The sequence below is a fragment of the Streptomyces sp. NPDC058955 genome (assembly GCF_042741435.1).
In the GTDB taxonomy this organism is placed as follows: Bacteria; Actinomycetota; Actinomycetes; order Streptomycetales; family Streptomycetaceae; genus Streptomyces.
Map to the genome: position 1 here is coordinate 24,653 of NZ_JBHYKM010000034.1, position 25,074 is coordinate 49,726.

Genomic DNA, 25,074 nt, shown 5'->3' on the forward strand with positions numbered 1-25,074 from the left:
CGGCCGGCACACCCCTGTCAGGGGTCGCCCGCCGCGCACTGCCTCCCATCCGGACTTTCACCGTCGGTCCAGGAATCTCACCTGGTCAACCGGCCGCTGGCTTGCGGACGGGTCGCGGACTATACCGCCGGTTCGGAATTACACCGACCCCGGAGTGCGCTGCTGCTGATACACGGCCAGTGTGCCACGCCCTGTCAACGGGCATGCACACGAACCCTGTGCGATGACTCACACGATCCCACGGGAATCCCGGTTGGTCCAGACCTATTGACGCACTGGTCTAGTCCTCTTAATGTCCGTGTCACCTCCGCGGAACGGCCCGCCGGTGTGCGCACGCCTCGGGCCCAACACGTACCACCCCCTTGTTCGTTGCGTGTTTCTTCACCCTCCCCGAGGAGGACCTGATCGTGCTGTCCCCCACGACCAAGAGAGCGTCGCTGCTCGCGTCCGGTGCCGCCGTCGCCGGCCTGCTGCTCAGCTCGCTCGCGGGCGGCGTCTCGTACGCCGCCGACAACGAGAGCTGTCGCCCCGACGGCCTGTACAAGACCCCCGGCGTCGACGTCCCGTACTGCTCGGTCTACGACACCGAGGGCCGCGAGAAGATGGGCGCCGACCACCAGCGCCGCGTCATCGGCTACTTCACGGGCTGGCGCACCGGAAAGAACGGCCAGCCGGCGTACCTCGCCAAGGACATCCCGTGGGACAAGATCACCCACATCAACTACGCCTTCGGCCACATCGGCGGCGACAACAAGCTCTCGGTCGGCACGGACGGTCCGGAGAACGCCGCCACGGGCATGACCTGGCCCGGCGTGGCGGGCGCCGAGATGGACCCGGCCCTCCCCTACAAGGGCCACTTCAACCTGCTGAACAAGTTCAAGAAGCAGCACCCCGACGTCAAGACGCTGATCTCGGTCGGCGGCTGGGCCGAGACCGGCGGCTACTTCGCCGACAACGGCGACCGGGTGGACTCCGGCGGCTTCTACTCGATGGCCACCAACGCCGACGGCTCGGTCAACCAGGCCGGCATCGACACCTTCGCCACCTCTGCGGTCGACTTCATCCGGAAGTACGGGTTCAACGGCGTCGACATCGACTACGAGTACCCGACCACCATGAAGGACGCGGGCAACCCGCTCGACTGGACCTTCGCCAACGCGCGCCGCGCCGGCCTGGTCCAGGGCTACGCGGCCCTCATGAAGACCCTGCGCGAGAAGCTCGACGCGGCGGGCGCCACCGACGGCAAGCACTACATGCTCACCGTCGCCGCCCCGTCCTCCGGCTACCTGCTGCGCGGCATGGAGACCTTCCAGGTCCAGAAGTACCTGGACTACGTCAACATCATGTCGTACGACCTGCACGGCGCCTGGAACGAGTACGTCGGCCCGAACGCCTCGCTCTTCGACGACGGCAAGGACGGCGAGCTCGCCGCCGCCAACGTCTACGGCTCGTCCCAGTACGGCGGGATCGGCTACCTCAACACCGACTGGGCCTACCACTACTTCCGCGGCTCGATGCCGGCCGGCCGGATCAACATCGGCCTGCCCTACTACACCCGCGGCCACAAGAACGTGCAGGGCGGGACCGACGGCCTCTGGGGCAAGGCCACCGCGGCCACCTGCCCGGCCGGCGCCGGCCTGACCAAGTGCGGTGACGGTGCCGTCGGCATCGACAACCTGTGGCACGACAAGGACACCGCGGGCAACGAGTCGCCCGCCGGCTCCAACCCGATGTGGCACGCCAAGAACCTGGAGAAGGGGATCGTCGGCGACTACGTCACCCAGTACGGCTTCCCGGCGAACACCACCCTGACCGGCACCTACGCCCGCAAGTACGACTCGACCCTGGTCGCGCCGTGGCTGTGGAACGCCGAGAAGAAGGTCTTCCTCTCCACCGAGGACGAGCAGTCCGTGGCCGCCAAGGCCGACTACGTGGTCGACCGCGGCATCGGCGGCACCATGGTCTGGGAGATGGCCGGCGACTACTCCTGGAACGCCGCCAAGGGCCAGTACGAGATGGGCTCCACGCTCACCTCGCTGATGTACGACAAGTTCAAGGCCGCCACCCCCTACGGCGCCAAGAAGTCGAACAAGGCGCTGCCGACCCAGGCCGTGAACATCGAGACCGCCTTCACCGAGTTCAAGCTGGGCGACTCGAACTACCCGATCACCCCCAAGGTGAAGATCACCAACCGGACGAACACCACGCTGCCCGGCGGCACGGAGTTCCAGTTCGACTACGGCACCTCGGCCCCGGCCAACGCCTCCGACCAGTCCGGCTTCGGCACCAAGGTCATCAGCAGCGACCACACGGGCTCCAACGTGGGCGGCCTGAAGGGCGACTTCCACCGGGTCTCGCTGAAGCTCCCGGCCTGGCAGACGCTGGCCCCCGGCGCGACGGTCGAGCTCTCGTTCAACTACTACCTGCCGGTGTCCACCCCCTCCAACTGGACGGTGAACATCAACGGCACCACGTACGCCCTCGCCGGCGACCTGGCGCGCGGCACGACGACGGTGGAGCCCGGCACGGGCACCACGCCGCCGACCACCCCGCCCACCACGCCGCCGACGACCCCGCCGACCACTCCCCCGACCACCCCGTCGACGACGCCGCCCGCAGGCTGCACCGCCCCGGCGTACGTGGCCGGCCAGGTCTACAACGCGGGCAACGAGGTCTCCCACAAGAGCCGCAAGTGGAAGGCCAAGTGGTGGACCCAGAACGAGGAGCCGGGCACGACCGGCGAGTGGGGCGTCTGGCAGGACCTGGGCGCCTGCTGATCCCCTCTCCGAACCCCTCCTGAAAGACCCCCGGCGGCGGTCTCACGGCCCTTGGCCGCCGCCGGGCCACCGCCGCCGGGGGGGGGGTGGGGCCGGCCCCTGTCCGGGGCGCGGCGCGGTCGGCGTTCCGCCGGCTCTCGGTCGCCGGGCCGGGGACGACGGGCTCACGGACTTGCGGGCCTGCGGGCTTACGGGCTTGCGGGCCTGCGGGCCTGCGGGCCTGCGGGCTTACGGGAAGAGCGCGTCCTGCGCCGTGTCCCGGGCGCGCAGCAGCGCGCCGCGCAGGACGGCCGTGTCGCCGAGGGTGGTGGCGCGCACCTCGGTGCGCAGCGGGGAGAGCGCGGCCAGCTCCGCCTCGACGCGGGCGGCGAGATCCGGACCGCCCTGGTGGCCGGTCTCGCCGGCGAGGACCACGCAGCCCGGGTCCAGGACGGAGGCGACGGCCGCCGCGCCGACGGCGAGCCGGCGGGCGCAGGCGTCGAGGAAGGCGGTGTGCCCGGAGGCGAGGGCGCCGGCCGGGTCGAGGCCGTGCTCGGCGGCGAGGGCCGCGAGGGCCACGGTGCTCACCAGCTCGTGGAAGCCGCCGTCGCAGCCGGTCGACGAGGGCAGCCCGGAGGTGCCGGGCACCGGCAGGAAGCCGATCTCGCCGGCGCCGCCGGAGGCGCCGCGGCGCACCCGCCCGCCGAGGACGACGGCGGCGCCCACGCCCTGGCCGAGCCAGAGCAGGACGAAGTCCTCGCGGCCCCGGGCCGCGCCCTCGCGCAGCTCGGCGACGGCGGCGAGGTTGGTCTCGTTCTCGACGAGCACATGGGCGGGGAGCCGTTCCTGGAGCACGGCGACGAGCCGGCGGTGCCAGGCGGGCAGTCCGGTGGAGTCGCGGAGTTCGCCGGTGGCCGGGTCGATCAGGCCGGGGGCGCCGACGGCGACGGTGTGCAGCCGCTCGACGCCCGCCTCCCGCGCGGTGCGCTCCAGGAGGGCGACCGCCTTCTCGACGGCGGGGCCGGTGCCGGCGTCCTCGCCGACCGGGGCGGCCGCCTCGGCGAGCGGGGTGCCGAGCAGGTCGGTGACGGTGACGGAGACCGACCGGGTGCGGACGTCGAGCGCGGCGAGGTGGGCGCGCTCGGCGACGAGCCCGTACAGCTTGGCGTTGGGGCCGCGGCGTTCGGCGCCGGCCTCGCCGACGACGTGCACCAGGCCCGAGCCGCTGAGCCGCTCGACGAGGTCGGCGACGGTGGGCCGGGAGAGCCCGGTGAGGGTCTTGAGCTGGGCTGCCGTCAACGGGCCCTCGTCCTGGAGCAGGCGCAGGGCGAGCCGGTCGTTGATGGCCCGGGCGGTGCTCGGGGATGCGGCCATGCGGTGATCCTCTCAGACGCTTCCCCGCCGGCTTCTCTCCGGACCACTATTTATCAGGCAGGGTTCCTGATAGTTTACGCCCACACCACGCGACTCCGGGAGGGACACCATGACGGCGGAGACCGTCCTCAGCTCCGAGCGGCTCCGGCGGGCCCGCTTCGCCGTCGCCGCCGTCTTCTGCGTGCACGGCGCCGTCACCGGCAGCTTCGCCACCCGGATCCCCTGGATCCAGGAGCACGCCGGGGTCAGTGCCGGCCAGCTCGGCCTGGCGCTCGCCTTCCCCGCCCTCGGCGCCTCGCTCGCGATGCCGCTGGCCGGCCGGATCAGCCACCGCTTCGGCGCCCGCACCGCCCTGCGCGGCCTGCTCGCGCTGTGGACCCTCTCGCTCACCCTGCCCTCGCTCGCCCCGAACATCTGGGGCCTGTGCGCGGCGCTCTTCGTCTACGGCGCCACGGCGGGCATGTCCGACGTGGCGATGAACGCGCTCGGCGTCGAGACCGAGAACCGGCTCGGCCGCTCGATCATGTCCAGCCTGCACGGCATGTGGAGCGTGGGCGCGCTGCTCGGCTCGGCGGCCGGCACCGTCGCAGCCCACCTCGGCGGCGACGCCCGGCTGCACCACCTGGTCGCCGCGCTGGTCCTCACCGCCCTGGGCCTCGCCCTCTGCCAGGGCGTCCTGGACCCGGCGCCCACCGAGGAGGAAGAGGCCCCGCCGCGCTTCGCGCTGCCGCCGAAGTCGGCCCTGGTCATCGGTGCCATCGGCTTCTGCGCGGTCTTCGCCGAGGGGGCCAGCCTCGACTGGTCGGCCGTCTACCTCCGCGACGAGCTGGGCGGCTCGGCCGGTCTCGCCGCCGCCTCCACCACCGCCTTCGCGCTCACCATGGCGCTGGCCCGGCTGGTCGGCGACCGGGTCGTGGACCGCTTCGGCGCGGTCCGCACCGTACGGGTCGGCGGCACGGCCGCCACCCTCGGCGGGATCCTGGTCGTCCTCGCCCCGAACGCCGCCGCCGCGATGGCCGGATTCGGGCTGATCGGCCTCGGGGTCGCGGTCGTCGTCCCGCTCGCCTTCGCCGCCGCCGCGCGCAGCGGCCCGAACCCGAGCCAGGCCATCGCGGGCGTCGCCACCATCACGTACACCTCCGGCCTGATCGCCCCCTCCGCGATCGGCGGCATCGCCGACGCCACCTCGCTGGTCTTCTCGTTCGGCCTGGTCACCGCGCTCGCCTTCGGCCTGGTGCTCGGCGCGGGCGTGCTGCGGACCGCCCCGCGCGCGGCCTCGGCGGCGCCCGCCGGCACGGACGCGGCGAAGAGCGCGGGCCCGGTCGGCTGAGCCGGCACCGAAGGCGCTGCCGCACCCCCTCCCCCGGCCGGTTCCGGCGCATACCATATGGCTGATCTTTTACGGCCATGACACGACGGTCCGGCACCACGGCCCGACACGGCCGCCGGAACCGGAGAACGGGAGCGACCTCATGAACCTCGGCGTGCGCTGGACCCTGCACGGGGACGGGAGAACGCCCGCCCCCGGGGCCGTCGTCCGGCCCGACGAGCGGCTCTCCTGGCCCCGTACCGCCGGGCTCGGCGCACAGCACGTGGTCGCCATGTTCGGGGCGAGCTTCGTCGCCCCGGTGCTGATGGGCCTCGACCCGAACCTCGCGATCATGATGTCCGGCGTCGCCACGGTCATCTTCCTGCTCGCGACCCGCGGCACGGTCCCCTCGTACCTCGGCTGCTCGCTCTCCTTCGTCGGCGTGGCCGCCGCGATCCGGGCCTCCGGCGGCAGCAGCGCCACCGTCACCGGCGCCGTCCTCGTGGTCGGCGCGGTGCTCTTCCTCGCCGGTCTCGCCGTGCGGCGGTTCGGCGCGCGGATCATCCACGCGGCGATGCCGCCGGTGGTGACCGGCGCCGTCGTCATGCTGATCGGCTTCAACCTGGCGCCGGTGACCGCCTCCACCTACTGGCCGCAGGACCAGTGGACGGCGCTCCTGGTGATGCTCTTCACCGGCCTGGCCGTGGTCTGTCTGCGCGGCTTCTGGTCCCGGATCGCGATCTTCCTCGGCCTGGTCTTCGGCTACGCGATCTCCTGGGTCTTCGACCTGGTCTTCGGGAAGATCCACTCGATGTCCCCGGGCGGCGAGGTCACCGACCACTGGCGGCTCGACCTCTCCGGCGTCGGCAAGGCCGACTGGATCGGCCTGCCCTCCTTCCACGGCCCCAGCTTCGAGTGGTCCGCGATCCTGGTCGCGCTGCCCGTCGTCATCGCCCTGATCGCCGAGAACGCCGGCCACGTGAAGGCGGTCGGCGAGATGACCGGCGACGACCTCGACGACAAGCTGGGCACCGCGATCGCCGCCGACGGCGCCGCCTCGATGCTCTCCACCGCCCTGGGCGGCCCGCCGAACACCACCTACTCCGAGAACATCGGCGTCATGGCCGCCACCCGCGTCTACTCCACGGCCGCCTACTGGGCCGCCGCCGGCTTCGCGCTGCTCTTCGGCCTCTGCCCCAAGTTCGGCGCGGTCGTCGCCGCCATCCCCGGCGGCGTCCTCGGCGGCATCACCGTCATCCTCTACGGCATGATCGGCCTGCTCGGCGCCCAGATCTGGATCAACGCCAAGGTCGACCTGCGCAACCCGCTCAACCTCGTCCCGGCCGCCGCAGGCATCATCATCGGCGTCGGCGGCGTGAAGCTGACCTTCACCGACACCTTCGAGCTCGGCGGCATCGCACTGGGCACCATCGTCGTCATCACCGGCTACCACGTGCTGCGCGCCTTCGCCCCGGCACACCTCAAGGCCGCCCCCACGGAGCAGGAGCCGCTGCTGGACGCCGGCACCAGCTCCTACGAGAAGGGCTCCGGCGACACGGCGAAGAACTGAGGTATTCGCCCGTTCCGGCGAAGCCGGGCCGCAGGGACTCCCTCCCGGGCCCGGCGGCTGGAAGTCTGCCCCCATGGCGCAGACCCAGTGGACGGACGATCGGATCGGGCAGTTCGTGGCGGTCGACCCCGTGGTGGACCGGATGCGGTCGCTGCGGGCGGCCTGGCACCCGGCCGACGGGGTCGCCGTCTTCAACCGGGTGTACCTGACGGTCACCGAGGAGATCGGCCACGCCATCGAGGCGGGCGCCTTCGGGGACCGGCGGGCCGCCGCCACCCTGGACGTGCGCTTCGCCGAGCGCTATCTCGCCGCCGTCGACGCCCACGCGTCCGGCGTCCCCGGCCCGGCCTGCTGGCGGCCCCTCTTCCACTACCGCCGCCACCCCGGCGTCACCCCGCTCCAGTTCGCGCTCGCCGGGATCAACGCCCACATCGGGCACGACCTGGCGCTCGCCGTGGTCGACGCCTGCTCCACCCTGGAGTGCGGTCCCGCCGACCTGGAGGACGAGTTCGACCGGGTCGGCGACGTCCTCGTCCTCCTGGAGGAGCGGATCCGCGAGGAGCTGATGCCGGGCCCGGACCTCCTGGAGGTCGCGGACCCGCTGACGCATCTGCTCGGCTGCTGGAGCCTGGACCGGGCCCGCGACGGGGCCTGGCTGGCCGCCCGCTCGCTGTGGCAGCTGCGGGCGCTGCCGGGGCTCGCCGGCGAGTTCACCGAGCGGCTCGACCGCTCGGTGGGCCTGGTGGGGCGGATGCTGCTCACCCCGCTCACCCGCCCGTAGGACCGCCCGTCGGGGCCTGGCGGGGAGTCACCTCAGCAGGAAATCCTCGCCCGCGATCCGGCGGAGACAGCCGCCGGACCGGGTGAGCACCACGGTGTACCCGTCCGCGAGCCCCGGCCCGGCGAAGCCGGTGCGGTCCTCGCAGCGGAGGATGTCCCGGACCGTGATCCCGGTGGTGCTGATCAGCCCGCGCAGCGCGCCCCGCCGCTCCCGCACCGCCTCGTCGCACCGCTGCGGGCCCGGGTGCCGCTCACCCATGAGAGCCGCCCCCCGTCGGGGTCGGATCCCCCGCCGGAGGGCGGCTCACACGCGGAGGGACTCAGTCCTCCGGCAGCTCGACCGGGGCGATCTCGTCGTAGACGTCGCCCGGGCCCGGGTTGGTGGCGTCGGTCGCGCCGCCGAAGTGGTGCATCACGCCCCACACCGCGTTGAGCGCCGTCTGCACCGCGCCCTCGGCCCAGCCGGCCGTCCAGGAGATGTCGTCGCCGGCGAGGAAGATGCCGCGCTTGTCCTCGGGCAGGCGGTCCTGCATGAAGTGGGTGAAGAGGCGCCGCTGGTAGCGGTAGTGGCCGGGCAGGTTGGCCTTGAAGGCGCCCATGAAGTAGGGCTCGTTCTCCCAGGAGACCGTCACCGGGTTGCCGATGATGTGCTTCCGGATGTCGACCTTCGGGTAGATCTCGCCGAGCGACTTCAGCATGACCTCCATCCGCTCGCTCGCGGAGAGCGGCAGCCACTTCAGGCTGTCGTCGCACCACGTGTACGAGAGGCAGATGACGGCCGGCTTGTCCGGGCCGTCGTCCAGCAGGTAGGTGCCGCGGGTCATCCGGTCGGTGAGCGTCATCGACATGACGTCCCGGCCGGTCGGATTTCCCCTGTCGTCGACGGCCTTGTCCAGCCAGAACGGCCGGTCGACGGGCACGAAGAGCTTCGACGACTCCATGTAGTGGGTGCGCTCGATCGCCGTCCAGTGGTCGATCGGGAAGAGCGAGTCGTCGCAGGCGATCTTGGAGAGCAGCATCCAGGACTGGGCGGTGAAGATCGCCGCCTGGTAGGTGCGGATGTCGCCGGAGGCGTCGGTGACGGTGATCCGGTTGCCCGCCGTGCGGTTCAGCCGGGTGACGGCCGGCTTCGGCTGCCCGCCCTCGTGCAGCGAGGCCAGCGAGGTGCCCTGCGCCCAGTGGACGATCTTCTCCGGCTCGCGCTCCCACAGGCGCAGCGGCAGCTGCTGCGAGCCGCCGACGATGCCGCGGTGGTGGTCGTCGGCCTCGGTGTAGACGACCCGGAGGATCTCCAGGATGGAGTTGGGGAAGTCGGTGTCCCAGCCGCCGGTGCCGAAGCCGACCTGGCCGAAGATCTCACGGTGCCGGAAGGACTTGAAGGACTCGGACTCGCAGAGGAAGCCGTAGAAGGTCTGGTTGTCGAGCTTCTCGACGAGCTTCGCCCAGATCTCGCGGATGCGCGGGACGTCCCGCTCGCGCATGGCGCGGTTCATGTCGGAGAAGTCGGCGCCCTCGTCCAGGCACCTGTTCCAGGCGTCGGCGACGTCGCGGTAGACCTGCGGCAGGTCGGCGATGGTCTCCGCGTAGTGCGACTCGCCCTTGAGGTCCACCACGGTCGAGGGGGTGGCCTCGGCCAGCGGGTTCGGGAACGGCGAGGTCGTCAGGCCGACCAGGTCGATGTAGTGCTGGAGGGCGGTGGAGGAGGGCGGGAAGCGCATGGCGCCCATCTCCGCCGTCAGCCCCTCGGTCTCCGGGCCCTCGAAGCCGACCGTGCGGAGCCGGCCGCCGATCTGGTCGGCCTCGTAGACGACGGGCTTGAGGCCCATCTTCATCAGCTCGTACGCCGCGATGATGCCGGACAGGCCGCCGCCGACGACCGCGACCTCGGCGCCGTGCTCGGTCGCGGGTATCTGGCCCAGGCCGGCCGGGTGGGCCAGGAAGTCGTCGTAGGCGTACGGGAAGTCCGGGCCGAACATGGTGATCGGCGGCTGCTGCTCGTCGGCGTGCTCGACGGCGTTGGGCACGGTGGACGTCATGGGGTACGGACTCCTTGCACGGAAAACGGGTGGGAGAGGATCGGGGGGCGCTCAGACGAGGGAGCCGTACAGGCCCGGCCTGCGGTCGCGGAGGTACGGGTTCTCCGCGCGGGAGGCCGCCAGGAAGCCGGTGTCGACGTCGCCGATCACCAGGTCCTCGCCGCGGCCCGCGCGGGCCCGGGCGGTGCCGTCGGGGCCGGCGAGCACCGAGAGGCCGACGAACTCGAAGTCGCCCTCGGCCCCGGCCCGGTTGGCGTACGCGATGTAGAGCTGGTTCTCGAAGGCGCGCACCGGGACCACCGACTCGGGGACGATCTCGGCGGGGTGCATCAGCGCGGTCGGCACGAGGAGGAGGTCCGTGCCGGCCAGCGCCTGGGCCCGGACGTTCTCGGGGAACTCGACGTCGTAGCAGATCATCAGGCCGACGGTGACGTCGCCGATGCGGGCCTGGACCAGGGGCCGGTCGCCCGGGGTGAACCACTTCAGCTCGAAGTCGCCGAAGAGGTGGGTCTTCCGGTAGTGCGCGAGGGGGGTGCCGTCGGCTCCGAAGACCGCGGCGGCGTTGTAGATCACGCCGTGCCGCTCGGTGTCGCGCTCCGGGTAGCCGTAGCCGACGGCGAGGCCGTGGCGGGCGGCGATCCCGGCGACCGCGCGGGCGGAGGGGCCGTCGGACGGCTCGGCCAGGCGGGCGATGTCGGCGCCGATGGCGTAGCCGGTGAGGAAGAGCTCGGGGGCCAGCAGCAGGTCCGCCCCGGCGGCCGCGGCGCGCTCGGCGGCCTCGTCGAGGATCCGCAGATTGGCGGTCACGTCACCGAGCCGGCCGGAGCTCTGGAGCAGGGCGGTGCGCAACGCGGGCATGGTGATCCTCGTGGGGGCGGAGGGGAGGGAGGGGCGTCTCCGGGAGACGTCCAAAACGGTACGGTTCCGGGCTCGGCCGGGACAAGACGGGACCGTTGCGGACCGACCGTCGAACCGTTGCGCGATGTACGACCAGGGCGGCGATTCGTTGCGCGGGGGTCAGACCGGGGTCGTACGCGCTCCGCGACCGGCGGCGTACCCCCGGATCGTCCGCCGGCGCGACGACCGGACGGCGCCCCGGCGGAAGAGTGGGGCACGTCCGAACGACCTGCCGGAAGGACCGCCATGAACCCCCGTACGAAGATCGCCGCCGTCGCCGTCGCGCTGCTGCTCGGCGCCGGAGCCGCGGGCGCCGCCACCGCCTCGTCGCCCGCCGCCGCACCGTCGGACACGGCGGCCCCGGCGGCCGACGGGCCCCGGGAGGCCGCCGCGCTGACCGGCACGGCCAAGCTGTTCCGGCCCGCGCCGGCCGACGACGACATCACCTTCTCCTTCGACGCGCACCTGGCGGCGGAGCACCGCGGCGACCCGCAGGCGGCGACCGGCACGTTCCGGTACAGCCACTACGCCAAGGGGCAGGGCGGCTACGCGGTGGCGGAGGTGGACTGCCTGGTCACCGGGGGCGAGGTCGCCGTGGTGACGGGGGTCGTCGTCGACACCGACGTGAAGGAGCTGCGGAAGAAGCGGGTCGGCGTCACGGTGCACGACCTCGGGGAGCGGGACCGGCTGGGCTACAGCTGGGTCGGCCGGGACACGAACCTCAAGGTCCCGCCGTGCCTGAGCTCGGCCCCGTTCGAGACGGTGAAGGCCGGGACGGGCGATTTCGACGTGCTGCCGTGGGAGCCCCCGTACCAGCAGTAGCCCCGGTCAGGCGGGCGAGCCCGAGGAGAAGCGCCGCAGCAGCGGCGAGAGCACCAGGACGGACTTGGTGCGCTCCACGAAGGGCTCGCCCGCGATCCGCTCCAGGACGCGCTCGAAGTGGCGCATGTCGGAGGCGAAGACCTGGACGACGGCGTCCGCGTCACCGGTGACGGTCGACGCGGACACCACCTCGGGATACCGCTCCAGACCCCGCCGGATGTCGTCCGGCGAGGTGTTGTGGCGGCAGTAGATCTCGACGAAGCCCTCCGTCTCCCAGCCGAGCGCCGCCGGGTCCACCCGCACGGTGAAGCCGGTGATGGCGCCCTCGGCCCGGAGCCGGTCCACGCGCCGTTTCACGGCGGGGGCGGAGAGTCCGACGAGCGAGCCGATGTCGGCGTAGCTGCGGCGGGCGTCCTCCGCGAGGGCGTGGACGATGCGTTCGTCGAGGTCGTTGAGTCGCACTACGGGTGGATCACTTCTCTGCGTCGGTGGCCAGTCGGGAGCGGCGCATGCCGTACAGGAAGTAGAACACGAGGCCCGCGAGCATCCAGGCACCGAAGTACACCCAGGTGATCAGGTCGAGGCTGTACATGCTGTATCCGCAGCAGAGGAAGCCGAGGACGGCGAAGACCGGGCCGAAGGGGACCTTGAAGGAGCGCTCCATGTCGGGGCGGGTGAAGCGGAGCACCACGACGGCGACGTTGACCAGCGCGAAGGCGAAGAGCGTGCCGATGCTGGTGGCGTTGACCAGCTCGCCGAGCGGGACGACGGCCGCGAGACCGCCGCAGAGCAGCGAGACGATCAGGGTGTTGGTACGCGGGGTGCCGGTCCTGGCGTCGACCTTGCCGAAGACCTTCGGCACCAGGCCGTCGCGGGACATCGCGAAGAGGATGCGGGTCTGGCCGTAGAGGACGGTGAGGACCACGCTGGCGATGGAGATCACGGCGCCGGCGGCGAGCAGGGTGCCCCAGAAGCTCTGCCCGGTGACGTCGTTCATGATCGCGGCGAGGGTGGCGTCGGTGCCCGCGAACTTCTTCCAGTCCCAGGCGCCGACGGCGACGGCCGCGACGAGGACGTACAGCGCGGTGACGATGACGAGCGAGAGCATGATCGCCCGGGGCAGGTCGCGCTTGGGGTTCTTGGCCTCCTCTCCGGCCGTGGAGGCGGCGTCGAAGCCGATGTACGAGAAGAAGAGGATGGCTCCGGCGGCGCCGACGCTGCCGATGCCGAGCGGCATGAAGTCGGAGTAGTTGCCGGACTTGAAGCCCATGAAGCCGACGGCGCAGAAGAGCACCAGGGCGGCGATCTTCACCACGACCATGATCGTGTTCGCGCGGGCCGACTCCTTGGCGCCGCCGAGCAGGAACAGCATGGCGAGGACGACGACGATCAGCGCCGGCAGGTTGAACACACCGCCGTCGCCGGGCGGCGCGCTGAGCGCGTCGGGGAGGGTGACGCCGATCGTGCCGTCGAGCAGCTCGTTCAGGTACTCGCCCCAGCCGACGGCCACCGCGGCGACCGAGACGCCGTACTCCAGCATCAGGCACCAGCCGCACACCCAGGCGACCAGCTCACCCATCGTTGCGTACGCATACGAGTAGGAGGATCCGGCGACCGGGATCGTGCCCGCCAGCTCGGCGTACGAGAGCGCCGAGAAGAGCGCGGTGAGGCCGGCGAAGACGAAGGCGAGGGTCACGGCGGGGCCGGCCTCGGGAACGGCCTCGCCGAGGACGACGAAGATGCCGGTGCCGAGCGTGGCACCGATGCTGATCATGGTCAGCTGCCACATCGAGAGGGAGCGGCGAAGGCTGCCGCCCTCACCCTGCCCACCCTCCGCGACCAGGCGCTCCACCGGCTTGCGGCGGATGAGGGCGGTCAGGACGGAGGTCTTGGGGACGGTCGTGGACTCGACCGGTGGGGCTGCGCCGTGATCCAGCACTGCGGAGGCTCCTTATCGCTGCCTGTCGGTACGACGGGGACGGCGACGGACGCGTGCCGGTGCGCGGGCATGCCGAAACAGGCCCACGGGGGCAGGAAGTCCGCCGAGCAGGCGGTCCCCGCCACTCCTGGTACGAGGCATGAGCCTAAGGCAGCAGCTTCGCACTTGTAACGCAGCGTTGTTGCGCAACGGCGGATGATCATTGCGCACTTCGGGCTCGGACGGGGAAACATTGCGCGCCTCCGCATGAATCGACACATCGGGGACAGGACGGCTCCGGTGCGCGTGCCTTGACTCCTCGCCCCCGGTGGACCACCCTGCACGCGGCCGACCGGAGGTCCCGGGGATGCGGAGGTGCCGTGTGAGCTGGCTGGATCCCGAGCCCTTCCTGCGCGGCACCGCATGGCGCGACGGCGACCGGCCGGTCCGGGCCGACCCCGCCGACCTGGAACGGCTGCCGTGGGACATCGCGGAGCGGGCGGCGCTGCCGATCGGGGTGCGGGTGGAGTTCCGGGCCGAGCCGGGCACGACGGCGGTGGAACTGCGCTACCGGGCGGCCGTTCCGGCGGCCGGGGACGAACTGCGGGCGCTGCGGCACGTGTTCGCGCTCTGGCGGGGCGGGTCGTGCGCCGGGGAGGTGTTCGCGGAACCGGCGGAGGAGAGCACGGTACGGCTCCGGCTCCCGCCGGGCGGCGGGGAGTTCACGGTCCATCTGCCGGAGGGCCAGGGGCCCGTCGTCCGCGCCCTGCGCGCCGTCGACGGCGCGCTCTCCCCCGCCCCGCGGCGGCCCCGCTGGCTGGTCCAGGGCGACTCGATCACCGAGGGCTGGTGGTCCACCCGGCCGGCCCACGCCTGGCCTGCGGTGGCCGGCCGCGCGCTGGGGCTCGATCCGGTCAATCTCGGCTACGCGGGCGGGGCGCGCGGCGAACTCGCGCTCGCGGAGCACCTCTCCCGGCTCCCGGGCGAGCTGATCACCCTCGCGTTCGGCACCAACTGCTGGGACCGGGTCCCCGCGACGCCGGAATGGCTGCACGCGACGGTGCGGGCCTATGTGGCCCTGATCCGCCGGGGCCACCCCCGCACCCCGCTGCTCCTCGTCTCCCCGGTCCTCCGCCCGGCCGCGGAGCACACCCGCAACGCGGTGGGCGCGACGCTGACGGAGCTGCGCAGGGCGATGGAGCGGGCGGGGCGGGAGCTCGCGGCGGAGGGCGACCACCACCTCCTGGTCCTGTCCGGGCGCCCCCTCCTCACCCCGGAGCACCTGGCGGACGGCCTCCACCCCGACGACGAGGGCCACGCCCGGCTCGCGGCAGCGGTCACGGCCACGCTCCGCCGCTCCGTTGTCGGCATGCACCCTTAGCGGTGCCTCCGCACATACGCCTGAACCCGCACCCCTACGAAAGGGGTGCGGGTTCAGACGCGGAAGCCGAGGCCCGGCACACGGGAGACTCGGAAGGGTCAGCTCCAGCTGGCGTGGAGGGGCTTGCCCTCCGCGTAGCCCGCCGCGGACTGGATGCCGACGACCGCCTTCTCCTCGAACTCGGCGAGCGACCCCGCACCGGCGTAGGTGCAGGAGGACCGCACACCGGCGATGATCGAGTCGATCAGGTCCTCGACGCCCGGACGGGCCGGGTCGAGGAACATCCGCGAGGTGGAGATGCCCTCCTCGAACAGCGCCTTGCGGGCCCGGTCGTAGGACGACTCGTCGGAGGTCCGGTTGCGCACCGCGCGGGCGGACGCCATGCCGAAGGACTCCTTGTAGGCGCGGCCCTGCGCGTCGTGCTGGAGGTCGCCGGGGGACTCGTACGTCCCGGCGAACCAGGAGCCGATCATCACGTTGGACGCGCCGGCGGCGAGCGCCATGGCGACGTCGCGCGGGTGCCGGACGCCACCGTCGGCCCAGACGTGCTTGCCGTACTTCTTCGCCTCGGCGGCGCACTCCAGGACGGCCGAGAACTGCGGGCGGCCGACGCCGGTCATCATGCGGGTGGTGCACATGGCGCCGGGGCCCACGCCGACCTTGATGATGTCGGCGCCGGCCTCGATGAGGTCCTTGACGCCCTCGGCGGCGACGATGTTGCCGGCGACGATCGGGACCTGCGGGTCGAGCGCCCGGACGGTCCTGATGGCGGAGATCATCGACTCCTGGTGCCCGTGGGCGGTGTCGATGACGAGGGTGTCGACGCCCGCGTCGAGGAGCTGCTTGGCCTTGCCGGCCACGTCGCCGTTGATGCCGACGGCGGCGGCGATGCGCAGCTTGCCGTTCGCGTCCACGGCCGGAGTGTACAGGGTGGCGCGCAGGGCGCCCTTGCGGGTGAGGATGCCGGCCAGCTTGCCGTCCGCGTCCACGGCGGGGGCGTAACGGCGGTTGGCGGTGTCGAGCGTGTGGAACGCCTCGCGGGGGTCGATGTCCGCGTCCAGCAGCAGGAGGTCCTTGGACATGACCTCGGAGAGCTGGGTGAAGCGGTCGACGCCGGTGAGGTCGGCGTCGGTGACGACGCCGACGGGGCGGCGGTGCTCGTCGACGACGACGCCGGCCTCGTGCGCCCGCTTGGGCAGCAGGGCGAGGGCGTCCGCGACGGTCTGGTGCGGCTCCAGCACGATCGGGGTGTCGAGGACCAGGTGGCGGCCCTTGACCCAGGAGATGACCTCGGTGACGACCTCGATCGGGATGTCCTGGGGGATGACGACGAGGCCGCCCCGGCGGGCGACGGTCTCGGCCATGCGGCGGCCGGCGATCGCGGTCATGTTGGCGACGACCAGCGGGATCGTCGTACCGGTGCCGTCGGGCGCGGAGAGGTCGACGGCCTGACGGGAGCCGACGGCCGATCGGCTCGGCACCATGAAGACATCGTCGTACGTGAGGTCGTACGGCGGCTTGACGTCATTGAGGAAACGCACGTGCTGACATCCCAGTCGTTCGGATCGGCCCCTAGGCATTTCAGCCAGGGGAAAAAGCACGTAGTTCATTGTCCCACGTCAGGGGTGTGGGGTGCTGCGGGCGGATCGTCCGAGCCTTGCGCGGAGGCGCTTGTGCGATCCTCCCAACCACCGAGTACGAGGAGGACCGCGAGGCCCTGACGGCTGGTGCGGGCCGCCGCGGAGAAGACCTCCTGCGCGATGGCCCAGTCGTCGGGTTCGGCCTCGGCATAAGCCTGCCAGCCGGTCATCACGATCGCCATGGGTTCGCGCATATCGGCCAGGCAGTCGGCGAGGGCGTCCCAGTTGCGGCCGAACCAGACGGGCAGCGGGAGGGCCCGGACGCAACGGTTCATGAAGGCGGTCTTGTCGGTGACCCCGTGCAGGTCGAGGACGACGGCGTCATCGAGTTGCATCCTCGACCACCTCCCGGAAGCTCTCGTAGTGGTCGTCCGTGTAGTACGCCTCCCCCTCCTGTCCGGTGACGATGCGGCGGGCCCCGCGGTCGCGCTCGCCGGGGGTGCGGACGGTGTACTCGTGGTAGTAGCCGCGTTTCCGCCGCGGCAGGATCCGCTCGAAGTTGGAGAAGACGGCGCCGTCCCTGGCGTACGGGTAGGGGCCGCCGGCGCGGATCAGGGCGAGCGTGTGCCGGGCCTCCGGCGGCAGCTCCGCCTCGCGGACGGTGGGCAGCCCCGAGGCGCGCGAGGCGGTGGCGGAGGGGGCCGGGGCGGCGGCGGTGGCGGTGGACGTGCCCGTCCCGGCGGAGCAGCCGGTGAGGAGCAGCGACAGTCCGGCCAGGAGGGCGAGCACCGGCCGGACGCAGCGAGCGATCATGCCCCGATGCTGTCACCGCCCGCGCGGCCCCGCCCGGGGGACGCGCCCGGATGCGCGGAGGGCGCCGACCGTGCCCGCGGGGGGGGCCCGACCGTTGGGTGGTGAGCGGGCGCCCGTTCCCGTGTCCGGGGCGGGGCGGGCGTGCGCCGGGCGCGGGCCCGGGCTGAACTCGGTGAGCAGGTAGTCGGCGGCCGAGCGGTCGGTCACCAGGCTGGTGACGAGGCCGGAGCGGAGCACCGCGCCGATCGCCGCCGCCTTGCGCTGGCCGCCCGCGATGGCGACGACCTCGGGGATCCGGCGCAGCCGGTCCGCCTCGACGGTGATGCACCGCTCGCCCAGGTCGCGGCCGACCCGGCGGCCCTCGGCGTCGAAGAGGTGCGCGGACATCTCGGCGGCCACGCCGAGGGAGGCGTAGTGTGCCCGCTCCTCCTCGGAGAGCATGTCGTGGACGGTGGAGATGCCCGGCTCCCAGGAGCCGATGGAGACGCAGGCGACCGTGACCTTGTCGAAGTACTCAAAGGCCCGGGCGATGCCGGTCTGGCTGCGCAGGGCGGCGGCGGTGGCCGGGTCCGGGAGCAGCATGGGCGCATAGATGGGGTGGGCCTCGCCGCCGGAGACCTGGGCGGCGCGCCGGACCGCCTCGACCGAGCCGCGCTCGGCGGTCCCGGCGTCGTACACGCCGGTGAGCTGGACGACCGTGCACGGGGGCAGCCGGTCGAGGGCGGCCGCCATGTGGATGGTCGAGCGACCCCAGGCCAGGCCGAGGACGTCGCCCTCGGTGACCAGCTCGCCGAGCAGGTCGGCGGCGACCTCGCCCAGGTTCTCGGGGTCGGGCGACTCGTCGTCCTCGGCCGGGGACTCCACGACGACGGCGTGGCGGAGCCCGTAGCGGGCGCGCAGCGCGTCGGAGCGTTCGGCGTCCAGCTCGGCCGGTACCCGGATCTCGATGCGTACGAGATCCCGCTCCAGAGCGGTCTCCAGGACCCGGGCCACCTTGAAGCGGCTCACGCCGAACTCCTCGGCGATCTGGATCTTGGACTTCCCCTCCAGGTAGAAGCGACGGGCCATGGCCGCCGCCTGCACCAGCTCCGCGGGGCCCATCCGCAGGGCTGATCGTCCCGCCGACATTCCCGCCACCGCGATCTCCTCACTGCTGTTCACGCACCGCTGTCCACGGTCCGTGTTCGTTCACACTCTGGACCCGCTGTTCATCCTGTCAGAAACGGCGGGCCTTGATCAGTCCTGTCGGCGGCCCGTCGGACCGCGTTCACCGGCCGGAGGCTCAGTGGCCACATGCCCAGGCGGCACCGGCCGTGGCGGCCTCCGCCCTGGCCCGCAGCGCGGCCACCGCGGCGGCCGGGTCGGCCGCCCCGTAGACCGCCGAGCCGGCCACGAAGACGTCGGCGCCCGCCTCGGCGCAGCGCTCGATGGTCGACTCGGAGACGCCGCCGTCGACCTGCAGCCACAGCTCCAGGCCGTGCTTGGCGATCAGCTCACGGGTGCGGCGGATCTTGGGCAGCATGATGTCGAGGAACGCCTGGCCGCCGAAGCCGGGCTCGACGGTCATGATGAGCAGCATGTCGAGCTCGGGGAGCAGGTCCTCGAAGGGCTCGATGGGGGTGGCCGGCTTGAGCGCCATGGAGGCCCGGGCGCCCTTGGCGCGGATCTCCCGGGCGAGCCGGACCGGCGCGGCCGCGGCCTCCACGTGGAAGGTGACGGAGCCGGCGCCCGCTTCGACGTACTGCGGCGCCCAGCGGTCCGGGTCCTCGATCATCAGATGGCAGTCGAGGGGGGTGTCGGTCGCCCGGCTCAGCGACTCGACGATCGGCACGCCCAGCGTCAGGTTGGGCACGAAGTGGTTGTCCATGACGTCGACGTGCAGCCAGTCGGCGCCGTCGACGGCCTTGGCCTCGTCCGCGAGGCGGGCGAAGTCTGCGGAGAGGATGCTGGGATTGATCTGCGCCATGTGCCAAGCCTGCCACGTTCTCGGGGGGTTCTTTGCCGCGAACCGGTGAGTAGCAATCTCGCCACCGGACGTACTGGTACGGACCAGTGGAAACCGTCAGGCGGTCCGGCGGACGAGTGCCAGATACATGGCGTCCGTACCGTGCAGATGCGGCCACAGCTGGACGTCGGGACCGTCTCCGAGCGCGTCGACGCCGGGGAAGTACGGGCGGGCGTCGATCAGCTCGCCGCCGCCGAGCTTCTTGAGGACGTCGTCGACCACGACCCGGGTCTCGGCGAGGTGCGGCGAGCAGGTCGCGTACCCGACGACGCCGCCGACCCGGACGGCCTTCAGCGCCTCGGTGAGCAGCCCGCGCTGGAGCGGGCCGAAGCCGTCGAGGTCCTCGGGGCGGCGGCGCCAGCGGGCCTCGGGGCGGCGGCGCAGCGCGCCGAGCCCGGAGCAGGGCACGTCGACCAGGACGCGGTCGAAGGAGCCCTCGCGCCACGGCGGGCGGGTGCCGTCGGCGGCGATGACCTGGTACGGGCCGGGGTTGCCGGCCAGGGCGCGCTCGACGAGCCGGGCGCGGTGCGGCTGCTTCTCGGAGGCGAGCAGGGCGGCGCCGCGTTCGGCGGCCAGCGCGCCGAGCAGGGCGGCCTTGCCGCCGGGGCCGGCGCAGCCGTCGAGCCAGCGGGTGTCGGGGCCGTCCAGCGGCGCGTTCGCCAGCGCGATCGCGACGAGCTGGCTGCCCTCGTCCTGGACGCCGGCCCGGCCGTCCCGGACGGCCTCGAGGGCGCCGGGCTCGCCGCCCTCGCTGAGCCGCAGGGCGTACGGGGACCAGCGCCCCGGCTCGGTCTCGGCGGCCTCGGCCAGCTCCGCGACGGTGGACCGGCCGGGCCGGGCGACCAGGGTGACCTCGGGCCGCTCGTTGTCGGCCGCCAGGAGCGCCTCGATGCCGGCGCGGCCGCCGCCGAGCGCGTCCCAGAGCGCGGAGACCACCCAGCGGGGGTGGGAGTGGACGACGGCGAGGTGGTCCTCGGCGTCCTTCTCGTACGGCGGGGCGACCTCGGCCACCCAGGCGTCGAGGTCCTGCCGCGTGATCTTCCGCAGCACCGCGTTGACGAACTTGGCCCGCCCCTCGCCGAGCACCGCGCGGGCCAGCTCGACGGTGGCGGAGACGGCGGCGTGCGGCGGGATGCGCGTGCCGAGCAGCTGGTGCGCGCCGAGCGACAGCACGTCGAGCACCGGCGGGTCGACCTCGCGCAGCGGCCGGTCGACGCAGGCCGCGATGATCGCGTCGTACGTCCCCTGGCGGCGCAGCGTCCCGTAGACCAGCTCGGTCGCCAGGGCCGCGTCCCGCGCCTCGAAGCCCTCCTTCTCGCGCGCCTTCCGCAGCAGCGGCGGCAGCACGAGGTTGGCGTAGGCGTCCCGCTCGTCGACCGCCCGCAGCACCTCGAAGGCGAGCATCCGCACCGGATCCTTCTTGGGCCGGCGGTGGGGCTTGGGGGGACGGCGACGTGCCTGCTCGCTCAAAGGTGCTCCGCGTGACGAAATGAGGGGTCGAACCCGTCCAGCCTACGTCCGCGCGCCCCTACCGGGGAAAACGCCCCCGGCGGACCGCCCACGCCTCGGCGGCGAGGAGGCAGGTGACGGGTGCGGCGCCGCCGCCGTCCGCCTCGAAGGCGAGGAGCACGGGCGGCTCCTCGCCGGTGCTCCGGACGACCTCGGCCCGCTCCTCCGCCGTGGGCGCGCGGAAGACGGGGTCCATGAAGGCCGTCGGGCACCGCACGTAGAGCACGTCCGTCAGCTCCACCTCGAGGCCGTGGTGGTACGTGAGGTCGTACCCGGCGGCCAGGGTGAGCCGGCTGCCGTCGTACCGGCGCAGCTCCCAGGCGTCCCAGGGGCCGTCCGGGAGCGGCAGCGGGATCACGCGCCCAGGCGCTCGCCCGGGGCGATGCGGACGCCGCGGGCCCAGTCGGCGGCCTTCATGGGCTTCTTGCCCTGGGGCTGGACCCACAGGAGCTCGACGGCGTGGGAGCCGGTGCCCGCGTACACGTTGTTCTTGCCGGCCGCGAGCTCGCCGGGGGCGAGGTCGGTGCGGTCCGCGACCGGGGCGGCCTGGATGAGCTTGAGGCGCTCGCCGCGGAAGAGGGTCCAGGCGCCGGGGGCCGGGGTGCAGCCGCGGACCACGCGGTCCACCCGCAGGGCGGGCGCGGCGAAGTCGACGTGGGCGTCCTCGACCTCGATCTTCGGGGCGAGGCTGATGCCGTCGGCGGGCTGTGGGACGGCCTTGAGCGTGCCGTCCTCGATGCCGTCCATGGTGGCCGAGAGCAGCCCGGCGCCCGCGAAGGCGAGCCGGGTGAGGAGGTCGCCGCTGGTGTCGGTGGGCCGGATCTCCTCGGTGATCACGCCGTAGACGGGTCCGGAGTCGAGGCCCTTCTCGATCTGGAAGGTGCTCGCCCCGGTCACCTCGTCGCCCGCCATCAGCGCGTGCTGGACGGGGGCCGCGCCGCGCCAGGCGGGGAGGAGCGAGAAGTGCAGGTTGACCCAGCCGTGCGCGGGGATGTCGAGGGCCTTCTGCGGCAGCAGCGCGCCGTAGGCGACGACCGGGCAGCAGTCCGGGGCGATCTCGCGCAGCCGGGCGAGGAAGTCCTCGTCGCGGGGGTGCGCCGGCCGCAGGATCTCGATGCCCTCCTCCTCGGCCCGCTGCGCGACCGGGCTGGCGACGAGCCGCCGGCCGCGGCCCGCGGGCGCGTCGGGACGGGTGACCACGGCCGCGACCTCGTGGCGGCCGGAGGCGAGCAGGGCGTCCAGGGCGGGGACGGCGACCTCGGGGGTGCCTGCGAAGACGAGCTTCATGGGTGGCGACTGCCTGTCTGTCCGGGGGCGTTGCGGGCGACGCACCAGTCTAGGGCCCGGGAGGGGGCGTACGCGGCGGCGAGCGCCCCGCGCATATGCGTGTACGCCCCCGCAGCGTGACCCAACTCCCGGTGGCGCGTTGGTCAAGAGAGATTGACCGTACCGGGCCGCCGTCCCCCTGCGGCACGCCCTTCCATCGCCGGTTCGAGAGGCTTTCACATGGCCGACCACGCAACCCACGACGCCCAAGCCCGGGCGAGCCTGCATCTGTTGGTGCGGGACATCGAGCGGGTCCGGCGGCAGGTGGACGCACTGCGCACGCTCACGGCCCAGCTGGGCAATGTCTACCGCCCTCGCCGCTCCGGCCCGTCCACGGGCTTCGTCGTCTACGGCCGCGCGCCCGCCCCCACCGTGCGGCTCGCCCAGGAGCTCCGCGACAGCGTCGAGACCCTGGTGACCGCCGCCGTCGAGTTCGACCGCTCCCTCGGCTTCTCCTGGGACGCCGTGGGCTCCGCGCTCGGCGTCACCAAGCAGGCCGTCCACCGCCGTTACGGTGCCCGCCGGGCGCCCGCGCAGCCGGTGGTGGAGCCGGAGCGCGGCGCCGAGCCGGGCGTGACCCGGACGCTGCCGTCGGTGCCGGCCGCCCGCTCGATGCCGCCGCAGCCCACCTCGGGGAGCGCCACCCTCCGCGACGAGCCCCGCTCGCCCGCCTTCCCCAGCCCGCGCAACGGCTGACCTCGCGGAGCCGACGACCGGCCGCCACCCCCTGGCCCGAGGGGGCGGCGGCCGTCGTCGTACCCGGCGCTCCTCCGGGCGTCAGCCGATGTCCGGCGGATCCACCCTGATCCGTACGGTGTCCCCGGTGCCGCGCGCCTGACGGCTCGCCCGGGCGTGCTTGAGGGCCTGCGCGAGGGCCGCGCCGCTGCCGGGCGGCACCCGGACCAGGGCGCGGTCCCACTGCTCGCCGGGCGGCGGGTCGCCGGGCCGGCGGGCGGAGCCGGGGCGGACCACCGGCAGCGGCACCGGCCCCAGGACCTCCGCGTCCATCGGCAGCGCCGCGGCCGCCAGGAAGGTCTCCACCGACTCGGCCGGCCCGCTCACCGCGGCCATCCGGGAGACCGGCGGGAAGCCCAGCTCGGCGCGCTCGGCCAGCTCCCGCTGGGCGTGCCCGACCGGGTCCCAGCGGACCAGGGCCTGCACGGGCCGCAGCGTCGGCTCGGCGACCACCACCACGGTGCCGCCCTGCTCCTGCCCCCGGACCAGCGAGGCCGCGTCCATCCAGCGGCGCAGCGCCTCCTCGCCGGCCCGCAGGTCGGGGCGGCCGAGCAGCGCCCAGCCGTCGAGCAGCAGCGCCGCCGCGTAGCCCCCGTCGGCGACCGGTTCGGCACCGGGGGTGGAGACGACGAGGGCGGGGCGGTCCGGGACCCGGTCGAGGACGTGGTCGCGGCCGGAGGTCCGTACCGGCACGGCCGGGAAGGCCCGGCCCAGCTCCTCCGCGGTCCGCCGGGCGCCGACCACCTGGGCCCGCAGCCGGGTCGAGCCGCACGCCTCGCAGTGCCAGGCGGGGGCCGCGCGCCCGCACCAGCCGCAGTGCAGCTCGCGCTGGTCGGGTGCCTCCAGCGGCCCGGCGCAGTGGCGGCAGCGGGCGGGCGTCCGGCACTGCTGGCAGGCGAGCCGGGGCACGTACCCCCGGCGGGGCACCTGGATCAGCACCGGGCCGGTGCGCAGCCCGTCCCGGAGGGTCTCCCAGGCGAGCGACGGCAACCGGGCGGCGCGGGCGGCGCCGTCCCGGGCGAGGAGGTCGTCCCCGACGGTACGGACGAGGGGCGCGGCCCGGCGGACCTGGTCGCGGCTCGCGGCGAGCGGCCGGGCCCAGCCGGACTCGACGAGCTGCGCGGCCTCCACGGTGCAGCCGGTGGCGCCGAGGAGGAAGGCGCACCGGTCGTGGGCGGCGCGCAGCAGCAGCACCTCGCGGGCGTGCGGCTGGGGGGCGTGCGGGTCGCTGTGGCTGCCGTCCCCGTCGTCCCAGATGACGACGAGGCCCAGGTCCTCGACCGGCGCGAACATGGCGGCCCGGGTGCCGACGACGGCCCGCACGGAGCCGCGCCGTACGGCGAGCCACTGCCCGTACCGCTTCTCGGGGCCGGCCTCGGCGGTGAGCACCGCGTGCCGCCCCTCCCCCAGGACGGCGGTGAGCGCCGCGTCGACCCGCCCGACGGCCCGCCCGTCGGGCACGACGACGAGGGCGCCGCGTCCGGAGGCGAGCGTGGCGGCCACCGCGCGGGCGATCTCCTCGGCCCAGTACGGCCCCGGCAGCGCCGTCCAGACCGCCCGCGGCGTCCCGCCGCGCGCCAGCGACTCCAGGAACGCGGCCCCCTGCTCGTACCGCCCCCAGCTGCCCGCGGCGGGCGGCGGGGGCGGCGGCAGCGGCGCGGGCGAGGAGCGGCGCTCGGCGGCGGCGCTGCGCGGCGGCACGGCGAGCTGGAGCACGTCGGCGAGGCTTCCCGCGTACCGGTCGGCGACGGCCCGCGCGAGCCCGAGCAGCTCGGGCCCTAGCACGGGCTCGGGCGACACCACGTCGGCGAGCGCGGCCAGCGGCCCGGAGTAGTCGGAGGCGGCCCGCCGCTCGACGAGGAACCCGTCGATCAGCCGCCCGCCCTCCCGCCGCCCGCCCCGCACCTGCCCGGCCCCGGCCCCGAACCGCACCCGCACCCGCACCCCCGGCCGGGCGACCTCGTCGAGCTCCTCGGGCACCGCGTAGTCGAAGAACTGGTCGAGGTGGAGCGCCCCCTTGTTCACCACCACCCGCGCGACCGGCAGCTCCTTGGCGAGCGCGGCCCCCCGCCAGGTCCGCGGCTTCGCCTTCGGCACCTTCGCCTTCCGCACGGTCTCCCGGATGAGCGCGAGCTGCTCGGGCCCCTCGGGATTCTCCTTCTCGCTGCTCACAGCCCCATACCTACCAGACCGCTCGGACAACGGGGGAAGGCCGAGGCCCGGGGGGGCGCGTCGTGGTGGCCCGGGCGGGGGGTGGGTGCGG

The 25,074-nt window shown here is 73.6% G+C and carries 21 protein-coding genes, 1 pseudogene and 1 riboswitch; of the genes and pseudogenes, 7 read left to right on the plus strand and 15 right to left on the minus strand.

Annotated elements, in window-relative coordinates; translation table 11 throughout:
* Positions 1-31: 31 nt before the first annotated feature.
* Positions 32-162, minus strand: a riboswitch (FMN riboswitch).
* A gap of 245 nt (positions 163-407) precedes the next feature.
* Positions 408-2,777 carry a chitinase C-terminal domain-containing protein gene (locus ACFW1I_RS15910; RefSeq protein ID WP_384670131.1) on the plus strand — a complete coding sequence of 790 codons (2,370 nt, stop codon included), beginning with the start codon at positions 408-410 and terminating at the stop codon, positions 2,775-2,777.
* Between the two features lie 228 nt (positions 2,778-3,005).
* On the opposite strand, the gene ACFW1I_RS15915 is transcribed toward ACFW1I_RS15910, so the two are convergent.
* The gene (locus ACFW1I_RS15915; protein ID WP_384670132.1) at positions 3,006-4,130 is read right to left on the minus strand and encodes an ROK family transcriptional regulator; all 1,125 of its coding nucleotides are present in this window, start codon (positions 4,128-4,130) and stop codon (positions 3,006-3,008) included.
* A 109-nt stretch (positions 4,131-4,239) separates the two neighbouring features.
* On the opposite strand from ACFW1I_RS15915, the gene ACFW1I_RS15920 reads away from it, so the two are divergent.
* The 3 genes from ACFW1I_RS15920 (at position 4,240) to ACFW1I_RS15930 (ending at position 7,790) form a co-directional block, all read left to right on the plus strand.
* A complete protein-coding gene (locus ACFW1I_RS15920; protein WP_384670133.1) occupies positions 4,240-5,460 on the plus strand; it encodes an MFS transporter in 1,221 nt (406 codons plus the stop codon).
* A 142-nt stretch (positions 5,461-5,602) separates the two neighbouring features.
* The gene (locus tag ACFW1I_RS15925) at positions 5,603-7,009 is read left to right on the plus strand and encodes a uracil-xanthine permease family protein (RefSeq protein ID WP_384670135.1); all 1,407 of its coding nucleotides are present in this window, start codon (positions 5,603-5,605) and stop codon (positions 7,007-7,009) included.
* 73 nt (positions 7,010-7,082) lie between these two features.
* Positions 7,083-7,790, plus strand: a complete 708-nt coding sequence (locus ACFW1I_RS15930; protein ID WP_384670137.1) for a DUF5995 family protein — start codon at positions 7,083-7,085, stop codon at positions 7,788-7,790.
* Positions 7,791-7,817: 27 nt separating this feature from the next.
* Here the strand turns inward: ACFW1I_RS15930 and ACFW1I_RS15935 are convergent, their stop codons facing one another.
* The 3 genes from ACFW1I_RS15935 to ACFW1I_RS15945 all read right to left on the minus strand — a co-directional run bounded on the left by ACFW1I_RS15935 (position 7,818) and on the right by ACFW1I_RS15945 (position 10,683).
* A complete protein-coding gene (locus ACFW1I_RS15935) occupies positions 7,818-8,048 on the minus strand; it encodes a hypothetical protein (protein WP_384670138.1) in 231 nt (76 codons plus the stop codon).
* 61 nt (positions 8,049-8,109) lie between these two features.
* Positions 8,110-9,825 (minus strand): flavin monoamine oxidase family protein, encoded by a 1,716-nt coding sequence (locus ACFW1I_RS15940; protein ID WP_384670139.1) that lies wholly within the window; start codon positions 9,823-9,825, stop codon positions 8,110-8,112.
* Positions 9,826-9,876: 51 nt separating this feature from the next.
* Positions 9,877-10,683 (minus strand): carbon-nitrogen hydrolase family protein, encoded by an 807-nt coding sequence (locus ACFW1I_RS15945; RefSeq protein WP_384670140.1) that lies wholly within the window; start codon positions 10,681-10,683, stop codon positions 9,877-9,879.
* A 285-nt stretch (positions 10,684-10,968) separates the two neighbouring features.
* Here ACFW1I_RS15945 and ACFW1I_RS15950 point away from each other — a divergent pair, with 285 nt between their 5' ends.
* Entirely contained in the window at positions 10,969-11,544 is a 576-nt protein-coding gene (locus ACFW1I_RS15950; RefSeq protein ID WP_384670141.1) for a Repetin, read from the plus strand.
* A 6-nt stretch (positions 11,545-11,550) separates the two neighbouring features.
* Here ACFW1I_RS15950 and ACFW1I_RS15955 read toward each other — a convergent pair whose 3' ends face one another.
* Complete coding sequence (locus ACFW1I_RS15955; RefSeq protein WP_015032260.1) at positions 11,551-12,006, minus strand: Lrp/AsnC family transcriptional regulator; 456 nt, start codon at positions 12,004-12,006, stop codon at positions 11,551-11,553.
* 10 nt (positions 12,007-12,016) lie between these two features.
* Positions 12,017-13,483 carry an amino acid permease gene (locus tag ACFW1I_RS15960; RefSeq protein ID WP_384670143.1) on the minus strand — a complete coding sequence of 489 codons (1,467 nt, stop codon included), beginning with the start codon at positions 13,481-13,483 and terminating at the stop codon, positions 12,017-12,019.
* 361 nt (positions 13,484-13,844) lie between these two features.
* Here ACFW1I_RS15960 and ACFW1I_RS15965 point away from each other — a divergent pair, with 361 nt between their 5' ends.
* Positions 13,845-14,843 carry a GDSL-type esterase/lipase family protein gene (locus ACFW1I_RS15965; protein WP_384670144.1) on the plus strand — a complete coding sequence of 333 codons (999 nt, stop codon included), beginning with the start codon at positions 13,845-13,847 and terminating at the stop codon, positions 14,841-14,843.
* Between the two features lie 98 nt (positions 14,844-14,941).
* Here ACFW1I_RS15965 and ACFW1I_RS15970 read toward each other — a convergent pair whose 3' ends face one another.
* The 8 genes and pseudogenes from ACFW1I_RS15970 to fmt all read right to left on the minus strand — a co-directional run bounded on the left by ACFW1I_RS15970 (position 14,942) and on the right by fmt (position 22,037).
* Positions 14,942-16,384 carry a GuaB1 family IMP dehydrogenase-related protein gene (locus ACFW1I_RS15970; protein ID WP_384670146.1) on the minus strand — a complete coding sequence of 481 codons (1,443 nt, stop codon included), beginning with the start codon at positions 16,382-16,384 and terminating at the stop codon, positions 14,942-14,944.
* Positions 16,385-16,449: 65 nt separating this feature from the next.
* Positions 16,450-16,818, minus strand: coding sequence for a barstar family protein (locus ACFW1I_RS15975; RefSeq protein WP_384670147.1), 369 nt, complete (start codon positions 16,816-16,818; stop codon positions 16,450-16,452).
* The gene (locus ACFW1I_RS15980) at positions 16,805-17,236 is read right to left on the minus strand and encodes a ribonuclease domain-containing protein (protein WP_384670148.1); all 432 of its coding nucleotides are present in this window, start codon (positions 17,234-17,236) and stop codon (positions 16,805-16,807) included. Before ACFW1I_RS15980 ends, ACFW1I_RS15975 begins: the two co-directional genes overlap by 14 nt.
* 123 nt (positions 17,237-17,359) lie before the next feature.
* Positions 17,360-18,397 (minus strand): annotated as a pseudogene (locus ACFW1I_RS15985) (sugar-binding transcriptional regulator); the annotation flags it as partial.
* 121 nt (positions 18,398-18,518) lie between these two features.
* Positions 18,519-19,202: a ribulose-phosphate 3-epimerase gene (rpe, locus tag ACFW1I_RS15990; protein ID WP_384670149.1), complete on the minus strand. Its 684-nt coding sequence runs from the start codon at positions 19,200-19,202 to the stop codon at positions 18,519-18,521.
* A gap of 96 nt (positions 19,203-19,298) precedes the next feature.
* Entirely contained in the window at positions 19,299-20,711 is a 1,413-nt protein-coding gene (locus ACFW1I_RS15995; RefSeq protein WP_384670150.1) for an RsmB/NOP family class I SAM-dependent RNA methyltransferase, read from the minus strand.
* 58 nt (positions 20,712-20,769) lie between these two features.
* A complete protein-coding gene (locus tag ACFW1I_RS16000; protein WP_384670152.1) occupies positions 20,770-21,108 on the minus strand; it encodes a hypothetical protein in 339 nt (112 codons plus the stop codon).
* Positions 21,105-22,037, minus strand: coding sequence for a methionyl-tRNA formyltransferase (gene fmt, locus ACFW1I_RS16005; protein ID WP_384670153.1), 933 nt, complete (start codon positions 22,035-22,037; stop codon positions 21,105-21,107). The genes ACFW1I_RS16000 and fmt overlap by 4 nt, the downstream gene beginning before the upstream one ends.
* Positions 22,038-22,256: 219 nt before the next feature.
* On the opposite strand from fmt, the gene ACFW1I_RS16010 reads away from it, so the two are divergent.
* Complete coding sequence (locus ACFW1I_RS16010; RefSeq protein ID WP_384670155.1) at positions 22,257-22,772, plus strand: hypothetical protein; 516 nt, start codon at positions 22,257-22,259, stop codon at positions 22,770-22,772.
* Between the two features lie 81 nt (positions 22,773-22,853).
* Here ACFW1I_RS16010 and ACFW1I_RS16015 read toward each other — a convergent pair whose 3' ends face one another.
* Entirely contained in the window at positions 22,854-24,983 is a 2,130-nt protein-coding gene (locus ACFW1I_RS16015; RefSeq protein WP_384670156.1) for a primosomal protein N', read from the minus strand.
* Between the last annotated feature and the right edge of the window lie 91 nt (positions 24,984-25,074).